Consider the following 15,201-nt stretch of genomic DNA (forward strand, 5'->3'; position numbering starts at 1 on the left):
TCAAGCCGAGTCATTGGGATCACCCCATGATCAGATCGGGCAGCCAGGTGGCGAGGCCGGGTATCAGGCAGGCCAGCACCACCGCCAACGCCATCAATCCGACGAAGGGCAGCGTTCCGCGCATGATATCCCCCAGCGGGATGTCCGGCGCGATATTCTTGATCACGAAGATGTTGAGCCCGACCGGCGGATGGATCAGCCCCATCTCCATGACGATGGTCATCACCACACCGAACCAGATCAGGTCGAAGCCGGCCGCTTTCAAGGGCGGTAGGATGATCGGCGCTGTCATCAGGATGATCGAGACCGGCGGGAGGAAGAAGCCGAGGACGACCACGAAGAGCAGGATGGCGGTGAGCAGCAGCCATTTCGACAGGTTCAGGCTGATGATCCAGGCCGCCGCCGACTGGCTGATCTGGAGATAGCTCATCACATAGGAATAGAGCAGCGACATGCCGATGATCATCAACAGCATGGTCGATTCCCTGAGCGTGCCAGAGAGGATCGGCATCACCTTGGAGGGGCGCCAGATGCCGTACATGGCCGAGATCACCACCAGAGCGAGAACGGCGCCGACGCCGGCTGTCTCGGAAGGCGTCGCCCAGCCAGCATAGAGCACCACCATCACGCCGGCGAGGATCGAGACGAAGGGTACCACCCAGCCGATCATGCGCAGCTTCTGGGCGAGGCTGTAGCTCTCCTCATGCAGGATGGCGGAGCGAATGCCGGTGCGCTCGGCCTGCACCAGGGCCTGCCGCTTCTCCTTGCGGTAATGCAGCATGGCGTAGACGGCGAACATCGTCATCAAGAGGAGGCCCGGGCCGATTCCGGCCAGGAACAGCTTGCCGAGCGAGACCTCCGCCGCCACCGCATAGAGCAGCATGGTCACCGAGGGCGGCAAGAGGATGCCGAGCGTGCCTCCGGCCGCGATGATGCCGGCGGCAAAGCCGCCCGAATAACCGCGAGCGCGCATCTCCGGAATGCCGGCGGCACCGATAGCCGAGCAGGTGGCGGGCGAGGAGCCCGCCATCGCGGCGAACAGGCCGCAGGCCACCGTGTTGGCGACACCGAGGCCGCCCGGAATGCGATAGAGCCAGGCATGCAAGGCCGAATAGAGGTCCTTGCCGGCGTTGGACCGGCCTATCGCCGCGCCCTTCAGAATGAAGAGCGGGATGGCAAGGATGATGACATTGGCCAGCTCCTCGTAGAAGTTCTGCGCCAGCGTATCGATCGAGGCGGCCGGCATGAACAGGATCATGAAGGTCAGCGCCACCACACCGAGCGCGAAGGCGATCGGCATGCCCGAAAACAGCACGATCAGCGTGGCGGTGCAGTAGGCGACGCCGATGCCCCATTGCGGCAGGCCGGTCAGCAGCGGCAAGGGCGGCCGCGACCACACGGCGAAGGCGGCGACGGCGAGCAGCACGATGACGAAGACCGGCAGCGAGCGTTCCGCCACCTGCAGGGCGACTTGCGCCGCCAGCAGCACCATGCCCGCCGTCAACAGGGAATAGGGAATCCACAGAGGCGGCCCCCAGGCCGAATGCGAGGTCTGCTCGTCCACCCAGGCTTCATGCAGGAGCGAGCCCGATTTCCAGGCGAACAGGATGCAGAAGAACAGCACCAGCGCATCGACCGCGAGCCGCCTGGTGCCGGCGGCAGCCGGCAGCCAATGGTCGAGGATATCGATGCCGACATGGCCGCGCGCGGCCTGCACCGAGGCTGCCGACAGGAAGATGGCGCCGGCGATCAGGTAGATGGTGACCTCGTCCTGCCAGAGCACCGACTGGCGGGTGATATGGCCGGTGATCACGCCGAAGGTGAGGACAACAGCCGCCGCCAGCAGAGCCACGGCCGAAAGCCGGAAGGCGACGGCGTTGACCGCCGCGAAGGCACGCTGCACGGCCCCTGCCCGCTGGGCCGGGCCGGCTTCGTCGGCAGCGAGAATGGCGTCGTGCTGGATCGAGCCGCCCATCTCACGCCACCTTCTGCGCGAGCTTCAGCAATTCCGCGGCCTCGCTCGAGCGGGCCGCATAATCCTTCCAGGAACTGGCCTCGGCGATCTTGCGCCATTCGGCGAGATCGGCGGCGCTGAAATCGGCGACTTCGACACCCTTGGCGGCATAGACCTTGGCGACCTCCTCGTCGTCATGCCGCGCCTGCTTGGTGGCCCAGCCTTCCATCTCGGCGCCGACATCGAGGAGCGTCTTCTGCTGATCGGCAGGCAGGGCATCGAAGATGGTCTTGGACATCAAAAGCGGTTCGAGCATGAACCAGAAGGAGCCCCTTCGCGCCGAGGTCAGCGATTTGGCGAGTTCCTCCAGCCGGAAGGAGATCAGGCTGGTCGAGGAGGTCACGGCCGCATCCAGCGCGCTGGTCTGCATGCCGATATAGATTTCGTTCGAGGGCATGGTGGAGACCTGCGCCCCCGCGGCGGTGAACATCAGGTCCATCTCGCGGCTGCCGCCGCGGATCTTCAGCCCCTTGGAGCTGTCGGGCGTCAATACCGGCTTGCCGCGCGAGGCCACGCCGCCGCCCTGCCAGACCCAGGCAATGATCTTGATGCCCTTGGCCTCCAGGATGCCGGTGAGCGCCTTGCCGATCTCGGCATTCTTCCAGGCGGCGCCCTGCTCATAGCTCGTCACCAGGCAGGGCATCAGGCCCAGATTGGTGGCGTGCAGCTCGCCGCCGGCATAGGCGACCGGGAACAGCGACATGTCCAAGGCGCCACGGCGCATGGCCGAGAACTGCGCATTGGTCTTCATCAGCGAGGCATTGGCATAGACGTCGAATTTCAGGGCGCCGCCGGTGCGCTTCTCCACCTCGGCGGCGAAGATACGGCAGAGGCGGTCGCGGAAATCGCCCTGTTCCGCCGTGCCGCCGGGAAATTGATGGGACATCTTCAGCGTAGTGGCGGCGCGGGCAGCCCCGGCGGACCGGATGACCAATGGCGTTGCGAGTGCGGCAGTCAGGACCTGCCTCCGGGTGAGCGACATGGCGTTTTCCTCTTCAATCCATCCGAGGCTGGCTGGTTCCGCCTGCGGTTGCATTCATCATTATTGCAGTTTTAAAACACTTACAATAAAATTGTATACAATTTTAGCGAGATTGACTCCGTCGCCTGCGGAGTCGTACGAGATTGCGGAGGATATCGGCCATGAGCGAAAAACCCGCGACCCGCCTGCGCAACCAGATCGAGGAGGAAATCGCCACCGGCGTGTTCAAACCCGGCGACAGGCTCGACGAGGTCTCGCTGGCGGCCCGGTTCGGGGTATCGCGCACACCGATCCGCGAGGCTCTCCAGCAATTGGCGGCCGCAGGCCTCGTCGAGATTCGTCCGCATCGCGGCGCGATCGTCAGCGCGCCCGATCCCAAGCGCCTGATCGACATGTTCAGCCTGATGGCCGAGTTCGAGGCGATCTGCGGACGCCTCGCCGCCCGCCGCCTGCTGCCGAGCGACGAGGCCGCCCTGAAGAGTACGCTCGAAGCCTGCCGCAAGGCCGCCGACAGCGGGGACATAGACGTCTATTATTACGAGAACGAGCGCTTCCATCGCGCCATCTATGTGGCCAGCGGCAACGACTTCATCGCCGAACAGGCCACCGCCCTGCACAAGCGCCTCGCCCCCTTCCGCCGGCTGCAGCTGCGCGTGCGCAACCGCATGCGCACCTCGCTGGCCGAGCACGAAGCCATCGTCGATGCCCTGCTGGCCGGCGACAGCGCCCTTGCCTCCACGCGCCTGTATGATCACGTCGCCGTTCAGGGCGAACGCTTCACCGACCTGATCGCCTCGCTCAATCGGGCAGCGGCGGAATAATTTCGCTCTCTTTCCCAGACCACTTGGCGGAATTCCGGCGCCGCCCGGCCGGCCATGCCGCCTTGGGCGGCCCCACGACGGTCATCTCTATTCTTCATATTATTCATACTAATGTCACGGGCGGCCTCTATGAAGCGCCTTGTCGAGCAGGCACCGGGCCGACCCCATCCCCGGACCGTACCTGCCCGCGACGCGCATAATGACCAGCAATAGGAATTCCCGCTCAGCTCGCCATTTCGCCGAGACCCCATTCTCCGCCCTGCGGATGACGGTACGCTTCATCAAGCCGATGCTCTGATTGTACCTACCGCGCGCTGATAAGGCTTCGCCCGTACCGGCGCGCCTCTTCCAAGTCCTCGCCAATGTCCAGGGCCGGGCGGTTACCGCCATCGGCCGGGTCACGTCGCCTCAACCGCACTGCCGAACGTCATCGCCGGCCCGCGCGTCGGCGGACGCTGCCGCGCGCCTGTCGCGCCACCACGAAAACCCTACCCGAGAGATCGAGACCATGTCCGCCACAACGCCTGCTAGGCCGAGCAAACCGCCTGAAAACGCCGCTGCGTCCCTTTCCCCTGCCTGGGCCCGATCCACATATCAGCTCCGCGGGGCAACATGGCCTTGCCTTGCGGGCCTGTCGCTGCTTGCAATCAGCAGCCTGCCGGCCCTTGCGGTCGAGCCCTGGATCATGGTGGAAAAGACGATGTTCTCGGGCGTGGACGCCTCCCGCGGGCAAGGCGTCACCACCGACGGCACCAATTGGTATTTCTCCGGCACCAATGCGCTGGAAATGACCAATGGCGCCTTCGACCCGCAATTGCTGGTCACACCAGCCATTCCGGATGCCCTGAAGAATCCCTCCCAATATTCCGATATCGGGCTCAACCATATCGGCGACATCGATTATGCGGACGGCAAGCTCTACATCTCGCTGGATACGAGCAACCGCTCCCCCACCACCAACCAGAAATATGAAAGGCCGGTCTTCGCCATCTACGATGCGAAAACAATGACCTATCTGGGCCAAGCCTTCTCCCTCAATCCACCGCACGGCACGCATGACATCGCCAGCTGGGTGGCCGTCGACGCCAAGAACGGCGTCGGCTACGGCATGGCCTATGAAAATGCGACAGAGATTGCCGTCTATAACCTTTCGGACTGGTCGTTCCAGAAATACATTCCCCTGTCGCAGACCATCGATCAGGCGCAGGGCGGCAAGATCTTCAATGGCTGGATGTATTTTTCGACGGACAATGACGAGAAGCTGATCTACCGTGCCAATCTGCTGACGGGCAAGGTCGAGCTCATCGGCAATCTCAAGATCGACGGCGAGCAGGAGGTCGAGGGCCTGGTCTTCAAGAACACGCCCGACGGCTGGTCGATGCACATCCTGAACCGGGAGGAAGACCCGAACCATCCGGGCGAGACCGGGATCGGCTTCTACCGCTATGTGCGCCCCTATGGGAATGCGCTTTCGGGCGAGATCCATGCCGACATCAAGGGAGCCTTGCTGGAGGACAGCCGCTTCCCGCGCGAGGCTGCCAACCGGCGCCTGCGCTCCGCCTTCGGCAGTATTGCCGGGGTAACGAGCGGGGCCGCCACCGGCAGCGCGGATGGCATCGTCGTCTGGGGAAGTCCCTTCGCAGCCACCGGCAGGGCCGAGGGTTCGGGCGATGCCGCCTCCTTCGATCGTACCAGCGGCGGCTTCATCGGCGGTATCGATGCGCCGGTCGGAACCTGGCGCGTCGGTGTTCTCGCCGGCTACAGCCATACCAGCTTCGACGTAGCCGCCCGGAGTTCCGACGGGTCCGGCAACAATTATCAGCTCGGACTCTATGGCGGCACGCAATGGGGGCAGCTCGGCTTTCGCACCGGCGCCATCTATGGCTGGCACAATGTCGATACCAAGCGCAATGTCGTGTTCCCCGCTTTCCGTGAGACGCTTTTGGGGCACTACGACGCCGCGACGGCACAGGCCTTCGGGGAGCTCAGCTATCGCTTCGATGTCGGCCGGAGCGCTTTGGAGCCCTTCGCCAATCTTGCTTATGTCCATCTGGACTTGGATGGCTTTGCCGAGAAGGGCGGCACCACGGCCGCGCTGACCAGCCCCGAGAGCTCGGCGGACACGGTTTACACCACATTGGGGCTCCATGCCTCCACCGGCTTCGACCTTGCCGGGACCAGGCTGAACCTTCGCGGCACGCTCGGCTGGCAGCACGCCTTTGACGACGTGACCCAGAATGCAAATCTGGCCTTCAACAACGGCTCGTCCTTCACGATATCGGGCGCGCCGCTTGCCAAGGATGCGCTGGCGGTGGAGGCCGGCGTCGATATCGCCCTCACGGCGAACGCGACCCTGGGAGCCACCTATTCCGGCCAGCTTGCCAGTCACACCCAGGGCCATGCCTTCAAGGTCAATTTCGACATGAAGCTGTGATCTCAGGGATCGCCGGGGGCGTCCGAGGTTGGACGAAGCGTCCGAACCAGGGCATGCTATCGATACGCCCGCCTCCGGCCTCAGGCTCCCTATACCAGCCGCCGTGAAAAAGAGCCGTGACTACGAACCTGACGCTGCTCGGCATCAGGCGCGCGATGTGAATACGGGACACGATGAAGAATAAAGCTCTTCCCTCCAAGGTTTCACTCATGAACGCGTCAGGAGGGAACGCCACCGGCACAAGCCTCTATTCGCGTCTCCTCAACGACATCGGCCAGAGCATCGTGCGGGGCGAACTCGCCCCGGGCGACCAATTGCCGAATGCCGATGCCTGGAGCGCCGCCCATGGCGTGAGCCGCACGGTGCTGCGGGAAGTCGTCAAGGTACTCGCCAACAAAGGCATGGTGGAAATGCGGCCCAAGGTGGGCACGCGCGTGCGCCCCCGCCAGGACTGGAACTTCCTCGATCCCGACGTGCTGGTCTGGCGCTACGGATCGAGAACCACGGCTGAAGAGGCGCGTTCCCTGTTCGAACTGCGCCGCGCCATCGAGCCGATGGCGGCCGCCCTCGCCGCCGAGCGGGCCAGCGGCGAGCAGATTTCGCAGCTGCAGCGGCTGATCTCGCAGATGGAGCAGGCCGGCGATGACAGCGAACGTTTCGCCGTGCCGGATCTGGCATTTCACCAGGCCATCCTGCGCATATCGGGCAACGAGCTGATCGGCTCGCTCGCGGCACTGATCGAGACGGCCCTGATGATCAGCTTCCGTCTGACGGACGACAATCCCGAAGGCCAGAGCCACTCCCTGGCCCTGCATCAGGCGGTCGTCGACAACATTGCCAGGCGAGATCCGGCTGCCACGGCCAAGGCCATCACCTCCCTGCTCGATGAGGCGGAGGAAGACGTCAGGCGCTCCCTCCTGGCAAGGCGCGAGCGCAAGTCGTGACCGGTGACGACATCGACCGCCGGCACCGCTTCGCCCAGGACTGCGCCCGCGAGGCCGGCGCGATCGCCCGTCGCTACTTCCGCTCCCGCGAAGCCCCGTCCACGATCGAAAAAGGCCGGCACGATCCGGTGACGCAGGCTGATTTGGAAATCGATCGCTTCCTAATCGATCGACTTGCCGGAGCTTTTCCGGCCGACGGCATCCTGACCGAGGAGACCGGGGGGTCGCCCGCCCGGCATCTCTGGGTCATCGATCCGATCGACGGCACCCTGAACTTCGCCCGCGGCATAGCCCACTTCGCCGTGTCGATCGCCTTTTGCGTCGGCGGCCGGACGGAGAGCGGCATCGTCTACGATCCCGTCAGCGACGAGATCTTCACCGCCCGGCGCGGACAGGGGGCTTTCTGCAACGGCCAGCCCATCCGCGTGCGGCTGACCGACGGCCCTGCGGACGCGGTTATCGATGCGGGATATTCGCTCTGGCATCCTGCGGCAGATTATCTCGCACTGATCGGCGACCTGCTTGGCCAGGGTTACGCCTTCGTCCAGAACGGCTCCGCGGCCATGGGCCTGGCGGCGGTCGCCTGCGGCCGTATCGACGGCTTCTGCGAGCTCTCCCTCAAGAGCTGGGACGTCCTCGCCGGCCTGCTCCTGGTCGAGGAGGCCGGCGGCTGGACCAGCGGCTTTCCGCACGGTCCCGGCCTGCTGGAGGACCACCGGGTCCTCGCCTGCGCCCCGACCATCCGCCAATCCCTGCAGGATCTCATGCCGGAGGCATCGACCCTCAGCGGGAAGGGGCCACTCCTCTCCATCTAGAACGGGCCCGGGCTCTCGAAAAAACTTCGCGCCGCACGGGAATAATTCCGCACGCCTGCGGGTCTGGTCACTCAGCGGAGGCACTGACTGCCTGTGCAGCCATCCGGCATGAGCCGTTGAACAGGAGTGACCAGAATGCTGAAGATGACGCGCCGTACGGTGCTGGGTTCTGCGGCGGCAGCCGCGGCGTTCGGCCTGGCGGGAAGACTTGAATTCATCGCCCCCGCCTTCGCCGAGACGCCGGTCGAGCCCAGCGTGGGCTTCTACAAATACAAGGTCGGATCCATCGAGGTGACTGCCATCTACGATGGCATCTGGCGCAAGCCCCACGACCCGACCTTCATCAAGAATGCCTCGGTGGAGGATACCAAGGCAGCCTTGTCAAAGGCCGGCCTGACCACGGAGTTCATGCCGATCCCCCTCACGGTCGTCGTGCTGAAGATCGACGGCAAGTTGATCATGATGGATGCCGGCTCCGGCGTCGGGCAATGGCAGGCCAATGCCACGCATCTGCCGGCCAACATGGCGGCAGCCGGCATCGACTACAAGGCCATCGACACCATCATGATCTCGCATTTCCATCCCGATCATGTCTGGGGCCTGATGGAAAAGGGCACCAACGCACCGGTCTTCCCCAATGCGGAACTGGTCGTCAGCGCCGCGGAATATAAGTGGTGGACGGATCCCTCGCGGGTCGAGAAGCTCGCCGAAGGGCGGCGGCCCGCCGGCAAGCGCATCGTCGAGAATTTTCCGAAATGGAAGAACTGGAAGCTGGTGGAGGACGGGGCGGAGGTTGGGCCGGGCATCCGGATCCTGTCGGCGCCCGGCCACACCCCGGGCCACTCGGTCTATCTCCTCGGCTCCGGCAACGAGCAGTTCATGGTCTCGGCCGACATCATGTACGTGCCCGCTTTGCTCGCCCCGCATCCCGATTGGCAAGGCGCCTATGACCAGGATGGCCCCATGGCCATCGCCACCCGGCGCAAGCTCATCGACCGGGTGATCGCCGACAATATCAGGATCTGCGGTTCGCATTTCCCGTTCCCCGGCAGCGGAACCTTCGTGAAGGACGGCAATGCCTATGGCTTCACGCCGGCCGTCCAGATCTGAACCCCGCCAACATCGCCATCAGGAGAGAAACCATGCTGAAATACGCAGTCGCAACCGCGCTGGCCACGCTGGCCTTGGCCGCGGTCACCACCACGCTGCTCTCGATACCGGCCTATGCCGTCGACAATATCGAGTCCACCGATGCCCCCGACCTGACCTCCGTCAAGGCCAAGATCGAGGCCAAGAACTATACTGGCGCCCTGGAAGAGTTGCGGGGGTTGGCCGAAGATACCCAGCAGGCCGATGTCTATAACCTTCTCGGCTTCACGCTGCGCAAGACCGGCGACTACCAGACGGCGCTGACCTACTACACCAAGGCGCTGGAACTGCAGCCCGGGCACAAGGCGGCCCGGGAATATCTCGGCGAACTCTATGTCGAGACCGGCGACGTCGACAAGGCCAAGGTTCAGTTGTCGGAACTCGGCAAGCTCTGTCCCCAGGGCTGCGAGGAGCTCGAAGACCTGCAGAAAGCCATCGATACCAAGGTGACGAAGTGACGTGTGAGCCGGCAGGCGCCAAGGCACTTGCCGGCCCTCTCTCCCGGAGGTGGCTGCAATGACGCCAATCAGCAAGATCAAGGCCGGGCTCGCCGATGCCATGCTGCTCGCCGGCAGGCTGCTGCTCGCCCTGATCTTCCTTCACGAAGGCACGACCCTGGCGCTGCATTTCACGCGCACCGTGGAGTCCATGGCGGTGATCGGCATCGGCGCGCCTCTGGTCGTCGGCGTCATCGCGCTGCAACTGGGAGCAGGCCTGGCCCTCGCCCTCGGCCTTCTCGCCCGCATCGGCGCCCTCCTGCTCGGCCTGTTCTGCCTGGCGACGGCGACGCTTTTCCACATGGACTTCGCTAGCCAGAACGAATTGCTGCATTTCGAGAAGGATCTCGCCATCGCCGGGGGCATGTTCGTTCTGTCGATTGCGGGATCCGGCGGCTTGTCGCTGGACAGGTTGCTGCGACATATGTCCTCCTTACCCGGCCCTCTGAGGCGGATCCTGTTCTAGGAGGAAAGCCGTTTTGATAGCCGAGCTGGATTTTCGTCATTGCGAGCGCAACGAAGCAATCCAGTCCTCCGTGTGAGCCAAGTCTGGATTGCTTTGCTGCGCTCGCAATGACGGCTGCTTCATTCCTGCCGGACCCAGCCCGCCGATCTCGCGACCTAGCTGTTCCCTTGGGGCGGCAAGTGCCGTAAACCCCGGGGCATCGGAATGGCGAGTGGTATGAAGCGATGGTGAGCGTGAAACGTGAAGGCCCAGCAGCCCTGCGCATTGTGGGGCGCAGCTTCCTCATCCTGGGCTTTGTCGGACTGCTGGCCGCCCCGGTGCTCGGCATGAACGAATGGCGCAGCCCGCGCACGGCGTCCGCCGCCGGCACCATCGTCTCGGTCAATCCCTATCCGGTCGTCAGCTTCTCGACACCGCAGGGCAGCGTGATCCGCTTCACCAACCTCGTGCGCAGTTCCCTGCTGCACGAAGGCGACAGTGTGACCGTCGCCTATAATCCGGCCATCCCGACCGACGCCACGCTGGACGGTCTGCTCGGGCGCTGGTTCTTTGCAGGCCTCGCCGCCTTGCTCGGTACCGCCTTCCTGCTGGTCGGCGGGCTCACGACCGTGATCGGCCGCAGGCGCACCGCGGGCACGTCTTGACTCAATCGGGCTGCGGCAGGCGGAAGACCTGGTCGTTGACCTTCACGCTGTGGGTGACGATGTCGTAGGAGACGTTCCAGACCAGTTGCCCGTTCCCCTCTTCCTTGGCGAGCCCCTTCACGAAGGAGAGGAAGAACACCGCCTTGCGCGCGTCCTCGACATTGGCCTTGCTGAGGCCTTCCACCACCGCGTCGAAACCTGTAGCGGCCACCGCAAGGCTGGCCGTCGGCTCCGGATTGACGGCCGCGCTGCCGTTGCCCTTCAGGGTGTAGGCGGGAGCGGCGACGTTGAAATCGATCTTGTAGTTGAGATCGCCGTCGAGCAGCCGGGTCATCAGCGCCACGGCCATCGTCTTGCTGAAAGGCGGGTCCTGCGTGGCATCGACGCCCCGGATCAGCACGTCCGCCATGCCGTCGAGACCGTTCAGCGACAGCTTGGTGGCATAGTTCGCCTCGGCCGGAACCAGCGAACGGGCCCATTCGGGCACCACGACCTCCGGGATCACCAGGCCGGAATAGTTCAGCGCATCGGAATAGTAGCCCTGCTTCACCAGGCCGGTAAGGCCATAGGCCTGCCTGGCTTTGCCCAGCTTGACCTGGCCGAAAGGCAGGGTGACCACGAGGTCTTCGATCTGCGATGTGCTCGAAACCTCCTGCCAAAGCGGCAAAGCGGCGCGCAGCTTGGTCTTGAGGTCGTCCTGCGCCAGCACGATCTGGCCCTTGGACGGATGCTCGCGCAAGAAGGCGACGAGGTCATAGATCGCGGCAAAGCGCATGCCCGTGGCCGAGAAGGTCTGCTGGCCGCCGGCCAGATCGAACGACACAGGGAATTGCGTGTCCTTCTTGTCCTGGACCTTGCCCTTCAGCCCCTGCAGCTGACTCTCGAACTTGACGTCGACACCATCATTCGCATCGGGCTCGCTGCTGGTCATGAAGCCGAACTTGCCCGTCGACAGATCGATGTCGGCATCATGATTGCGAACCGTCGCCGCACCGCCGTCGCAGCCGACCGTCAGCGTGGCAAAGCTCATCAGCTTGGGCACGAACATGCCCTGACTGGCACAGGCGGCGAAATTGAAGCTGCCCGTCTCCGGGCTTTCCTTCCAGACGCGACTCCAGGCCATGGCGATGGGTGCCGGACCGCTCTTCACCGCCCAATTGCCGTCGCTTTGCGGCGTCAGGCGCACCACGTAAGGGTTCATGCGCAACACTTCCGCGACGCCCTTGCCCTTGGCCTCGTCGAGCTTGCTGCCATCGAAGGACAGGGTCACGTCATAGCCATCGTCCTTGGGCGCGATGGTGATGAAACCCTTCTCGAACGGCACGGGGCCGATATAGGACTGGAACGTCTCGGTCAGCTTGCGGGCACCTTCGGCAGTCGCGGGTTCGGCCAGGGCCGGCGCAGCGCCCGCAAGAGCCAGCACAACGGCGCAGCACGCAGCGGCTGATGACAAAGCCGTTCCCTTCTTCATGCGAAGCGCGACACCGTTCATGATCGACATTTGATTCCTCGAAAATTCCATCTGAAAAGCTGAGTGCTAGCGAGCTTTCATAGGGCGACGACGTGGCCGCCGATGTCACTCGCAGAACAGGAGATCGCCGGGAGCGATCTCGACGCGCTCGCCCATGACCGGCGCCTCCCCGCGCGCCACCCGGGCAAGGGCGATCGGGTAGAGTTTGTGCTCGGCATGCAGCACGCGGGCCGCGAGATCCAAAGCCGTATCGCCCGGCAGCACGGGCACCGCCGCCTGCGCGATGATCGGCCCCTCATCCATGCCCGGCGTGACATAGTGAACGGTGCAGCCATGCAGGCGCACCCCGGCCTCCAGCGCGCGCTCGTGGGTGGCAAGCCCCGGAAAGGCCGGCAGCAGAGCCGGATGGATGTTGATCATCCGCCCGGCCCAGCTCTGGACGAAAGGCGCCGTCATCAACCGCATGAAGCCTGCCAGCACTACGAGATCGACGACATGGGCTTCCAGCCGCGCTTCCAGCGCCGCCTCGAAATCGGAGCGGCTCGCGAAAGCCTTGTGGTCGATCGCCTCGGCTGCGATGCCGGCCTCACGCGCCCGGGCCAAGCCGGGCGCACCTGGCCGATTGGAGATAACCGCAACGATCTCAACCGGATATGCCGGATTCCTCGCAGCTTCGATAAGCGCGGCCATGTTGGAACCACGCCCCGAGATCAGGATGGCGGCGCGCTTGCGTCCCTTCATAGCGTCAGCGTGCCGCTATAGACGACCCGCTCGTCGCCCTCCTGCCTTATCACCGTGCCCAGGCGCACCGGTGGCAGGCCGGCTTCGGCGAGAGCCGCCTCCACCGCGGCCGCATCGGCGGCAGCCGTGACCACGATCATGCCGATGCCGCAGTTGAAGGTGCGCAGCATCTCACGGGCTTCGACACCGCCGATGCGCGACAGCCAGCCGAAGACCGGCGGCGGCGTGAAGGAAGAGAGGTCGATGGAGGCGGCGATACCGTCAGGCAGCACGCGCGGAATATTGTCCGGGAAGCCTCCGCCGGTAATGTGGGCGAGCGCCTTGACGGCAGAGCCCGTCGCCTTCAGTGCCGCCAGCAGCGGCCTGACATAGATCCGCGTTGGCGTCAGCAGCGCTTCGCCCAGGGTCTTGCCCTCGGCGAAGGGGGCCGGCGCGTCCCAGCCGAGCCCCGAGAACTCGACGATCTTGCGGATGAGCGAATAGCCATTGGAATGCGGCCCCGACGAGGCCAGGCCGAGGATGACGTCCCCTTCGGCCACCCCGCCACGCGGCAGGATGGCATCGCGCTCCACGGCACCCACCGCGAATCCGGCGAGATCATAGTCGCCATCGGCATACATGCCGGGCATCTCGGCGGTCTCGCCGCCGATCAGCGCGCAGCCGGCATCCTTGCAGCCTTCGGCGATGCCTTTGACGATGGCGACGCCCTGCCCCGGCGCAAGCTTGCCGGTGGCGAAATAGTCGAGGAAGAACAGCGGCTCGGCGCCCTGCACCACCAGGTCGTTCACCGACATCGCCACCAGATCGATTCCGACCGTGTCGTGGATGCCGGTCTCGATCGCCACTTTCAGCTTGGTGCCGACACCGTCATTGGCCGCGACCAGGACGGGATCCTTGAAGCCGCAGGCCTTCAGATCGAACAGGCCGCCGAAACCACCGATCTCGGCATCGGCGCCGACGCGGCGGGTGGCGCGGACCAGGGGCTTGATGGCATCGACCATGGCATTGCCGGCATCGATATCGACACCGGCATCGGCGTAGGTCAGGGAGTTCTTGCGTTCGTTGCTCATCTCCCGGCTTTGCCCTGCTTCCGCTCGGCAATCAAGCCCAGATAATGCTGAACCACGGTTGCACCCGCAATCGAAGTGATATCGGCATGGTCATAAGCGGGCGCAACCTCCACCAGATCGCAGCCGACGATGTCGAGGAAGCCGAGCCGGCGCAGGATCATCAGGGCCTGGCGCGAGGAGGGACCGCCGGCGACCGGGGTGCCGGTGCCGGGCGCATAGGCCGGATCAAGGCAGTCGATATCGAAGGTGATATAGGCCTTGGCGTCGCCGACCCGTTGACGGATGCGCTCGACCACCTGGGCGACGCTGAGCGTCTCCAAGTCTTCCCCATAGAGGATCTCGATGCCGCAATCATCCGGTGCATGGGTGCGGATGCCGATCTGGATGGAACGGTCGGGCCGGATGATGCCCTCGCGTACGGCTCGCGCCACGAAGGAGCCATGGTCGATGCGGCCCTCGTCATCGTACCAGGTGTCTTGATGGGCATCGAAATGCACCAGCGCCATCGGACCATGCTTGGCGGCATGCGCCTTGAGCAGCGGCCAGGTGACGTAGTGGTCGCCGCCGATCGAGCACAGCATGGTGCCAGTCTCGATGATATCCAGCGCCTGCGCCTCGATGCAGGCCGGGATCTCGCCATGGCGCGCATAATCGAAGGAACAATCGCCATAGTCGACCACGGCAAGGTTCTCGAACGGATCGGCCTGGAAAGGATATTGCGGGTCACCGTCGAAGATCGCCGAGGCGCGCCTGACTCCCTGAGGTCCGAAACGGGCGCCAGGCCGGTTGGAGACGGCGGCATCGAAAGGAATGCCCCAGACGGCGACATCGATGCCGGCTAGGTCGCGCTGGAACCGCCGGCGCATGAAGGACAGGATGCCGCCATAGGTCGGCTCGGTGGCGCCCCCGAGCACCTCCTTGCGGAAGACGGCATTGTCGGTCGGGCGCGGACGCTTGGGATCGTCGGTGGGGCCAGCCATGGGAATCTCCTCCAAAGCGTTTTCCAGAAAGTTGATCGACTTTCGATTAGGAAAACGCGTCGAGACAAAGAGGTAGAGAGAAGTGCGATTCGAAGACATCGCACTTTGCTCTCGCGTCGCTCTGATTAACGAATATCGCCCCTGGCTTTAAGGGCAATGGGTGACAAAGGGAA

Annotated in this window: 14 protein-coding genes and 1 pseudogene; 8 read left to right on the forward strand and 7 right to left on the reverse strand. The window is 64.3% G+C overall.

What is annotated here, in order from left to right:
• Positions 1-19: 19 nt before the first annotated feature.
• The 3 genes and pseudogenes from J8I29_RS07450 to dctP all read right to left on the reverse strand — a co-directional run bounded on the left by J8I29_RS07450 (position 20) and on the right by dctP (position 2,996).
• Entirely contained in the window at positions 20-1,363 is a 1,344-nt protein-coding gene (locus J8I29_RS07450; protein ID WP_245196802.1) for a TRAP transporter large permease, read from the reverse strand.
• A gap of 96 nt (positions 1,364-1,459) precedes the next feature.
• Positions 1,460-1,975, reverse strand: a pseudogene (locus J8I29_RS29975) (TRAP transporter small permease); the annotation flags it as partial.
• A gap of 1 nt (position 1,976) precedes the next feature.
• Entirely contained in the window at positions 1,977-2,996 is a 1,020-nt protein-coding gene (gene dctP, locus J8I29_RS07455) for a TRAP transporter substrate-binding protein DctP (protein ID WP_209431159.1), read from the reverse strand.
• 161 nt (positions 2,997-3,157) lie between these two features.
• On the opposite strand from dctP, the gene J8I29_RS07460 reads away from it, so the two are divergent.
• The 8 genes from J8I29_RS07460 (at position 3,158) to J8I29_RS07495 (ending at position 10,766) form a co-directional block, all read left to right on the forward strand.
• Positions 3,158-3,817 (forward strand): GntR family transcriptional regulator, encoded by a 660-nt coding sequence (locus tag J8I29_RS07460; protein WP_105865166.1) that lies wholly within the window; start codon positions 3,158-3,160, stop codon positions 3,815-3,817.
• 685 nt (positions 3,818-4,502) lie between these two features.
• Entirely contained in the window at positions 4,503-6,251 is a 1,749-nt protein-coding gene (locus J8I29_RS07465; protein ID WP_209431160.1) for an autotransporter domain-containing protein, read from the forward strand.
• Positions 6,252-6,460: 209 nt separating this feature from the next.
• A complete protein-coding gene (locus tag J8I29_RS07470) occupies positions 6,461-7,195 on the forward strand; it encodes a FadR/GntR family transcriptional regulator (protein ID WP_105865169.1) in 735 nt (244 codons plus the stop codon).
• Entirely contained in the window at positions 7,192-8,010 is an 819-nt protein-coding gene (locus J8I29_RS07475; RefSeq protein WP_209431161.1) for an inositol monophosphatase family protein, read from the forward strand. The genes J8I29_RS07470 and J8I29_RS07475 overlap by 4 nt, the downstream gene beginning before the upstream one ends.
• Positions 8,011-8,145: 135 nt before the next feature.
• On the forward strand, positions 8,146-9,120 hold the full coding sequence (locus tag J8I29_RS07480) for an MBL fold metallo-hydrolase (protein ID WP_209431162.1): 975 nt from the start codon (positions 8,146-8,148) through the stop codon (positions 9,118-9,120).
• A gap of 32 nt (positions 9,121-9,152) precedes the next feature.
• On the forward strand, positions 9,153-9,617 hold the full coding sequence (locus J8I29_RS07485) for a tetratricopeptide repeat protein (protein ID WP_105865172.1): 465 nt from the start codon (positions 9,153-9,155) through the stop codon (positions 9,615-9,617).
• A 58-nt stretch (positions 9,618-9,675) separates the two neighbouring features.
• Positions 9,676-10,122, forward strand: coding sequence for a DoxX family protein (locus J8I29_RS07490; RefSeq protein ID WP_209431163.1), 447 nt, complete (start codon positions 9,676-9,678; stop codon positions 10,120-10,122).
• Between the two features lie 233 nt (positions 10,123-10,355).
• Positions 10,356-10,766, forward strand: a complete 411-nt coding sequence (locus J8I29_RS07495) for a DUF3592 domain-containing protein (RefSeq protein WP_209431164.1) — start codon at positions 10,356-10,358, stop codon at positions 10,764-10,766.
• Between the two features lies 1 nt (position 10,767).
• Here J8I29_RS07495 and J8I29_RS07500 read toward each other — a convergent pair whose 3' ends face one another.
• From J8I29_RS07500 to speB, 4 genes are all read right to left on the reverse strand, one after another.
• Positions 10,768-12,267 carry a hypothetical protein gene (locus J8I29_RS07500; protein ID WP_209431165.1) on the reverse strand — a complete coding sequence of 500 codons (1,500 nt, stop codon included), beginning with the start codon at positions 12,265-12,267 and terminating at the stop codon, positions 10,768-10,770.
• A 75-nt stretch (positions 12,268-12,342) separates the two neighbouring features.
• Positions 12,343-12,978 (reverse strand): phosphoribosylglycinamide formyltransferase, encoded by a 636-nt coding sequence (gene purN, locus J8I29_RS07505; RefSeq protein WP_105865176.1) that lies wholly within the window; start codon positions 12,976-12,978, stop codon positions 12,343-12,345.
• A complete protein-coding gene (gene purM, locus J8I29_RS07510) occupies positions 12,975-14,048 on the reverse strand; it encodes a phosphoribosylformylglycinamidine cyclo-ligase (RefSeq protein ID WP_209431166.1) in 1,074 nt (357 codons plus the stop codon). Before purM ends, purN begins: the two co-directional genes overlap by 4 nt.
• Positions 14,045-15,028, reverse strand: a complete 984-nt coding sequence (gene speB, locus J8I29_RS07515) for an agmatinase (RefSeq protein ID WP_105865215.1) — start codon at positions 15,026-15,028, stop codon at positions 14,045-14,047. Before speB ends, purM begins: the two co-directional genes overlap by 4 nt.
• Positions 15,029-15,201 lie beyond the last annotated feature (173 nt).

The sequence above is a fragment of the Labrys sp. LIt4 genome (assembly GCF_017813775.1).
Taxonomy (GTDB): Bacteria; Pseudomonadota; Alphaproteobacteria; order Rhizobiales; family Labraceae; genus Labrys; species Labrys okinawensis_A.

What these genes read in the sequence shown, in the direction of transcription:
- J8I29_RS07480 (WP_209431162.1), top strand. Translation starts at nt 8,146, where the DNA reads ATGCTGAAGATGACGCGCCGTACGGTGCTGGGTTCTGCGGCGGCAGCC.
- J8I29_RS07460 (WP_105865166.1), top strand. Translation starts at nt 3,158, where the DNA reads ATGAGCGAAAAACCCGCGACCCGCCTGCGCAACCAGATCGAGGAGGAA.
- speB (WP_105865215.1), bottom strand. Translation starts at nt 15,028, where the DNA reads ATGGCTGGCCCCACCGACGATCCCAAGCGTCCGCGCCCGACCGACAAT.
- J8I29_RS07500 (WP_209431165.1), bottom strand. Translation starts at nt 12,267, where the DNA reads ATGTCGATCATGAACGGTGTCGCGCTTCGCATGAAGAAGGGAACGGCT.
- J8I29_RS07465 (WP_209431160.1), top strand. Translation starts at nt 4,503, where the DNA reads ATGGTGGAAAAGACGATGTTCTCGGGCGTGGACGCCTCCCGCGGGCAA.
- J8I29_RS07485 (WP_105865172.1), top strand. Translation starts at nt 9,153, where the DNA reads ATGCTGAAATACGCAGTCGCAACCGCGCTGGCCACGCTGGCCTTGGCC.
- purN (WP_105865176.1), bottom strand. Translation starts at nt 12,978, where the DNA reads ATGAAGGGACGCAAGCGCGCCGCCATCCTGATCTCGGGGCGTGGTTCC.
- J8I29_RS07470 (WP_105865169.1), top strand. Translation starts at nt 6,461, where the DNA reads ATGAACGCGTCAGGAGGGAACGCCACCGGCACAAGCCTCTATTCGCGT.
- dctP (WP_209431159.1), bottom strand. Translation starts at nt 2,996, where the DNA reads ATGTCGCTCACCCGGAGGCAGGTCCTGACTGCCGCACTCGCAACGCCA.
- J8I29_RS07490 (WP_209431163.1), top strand. Translation starts at nt 9,676, where the DNA reads ATGACGCCAATCAGCAAGATCAAGGCCGGGCTCGCCGATGCCATGCTG.
- purM (WP_209431166.1), bottom strand. Translation starts at nt 14,048, where the DNA reads ATGAGCAACGAACGCAAGAACTCCCTGACCTACGCCGATGCCGGTGTC.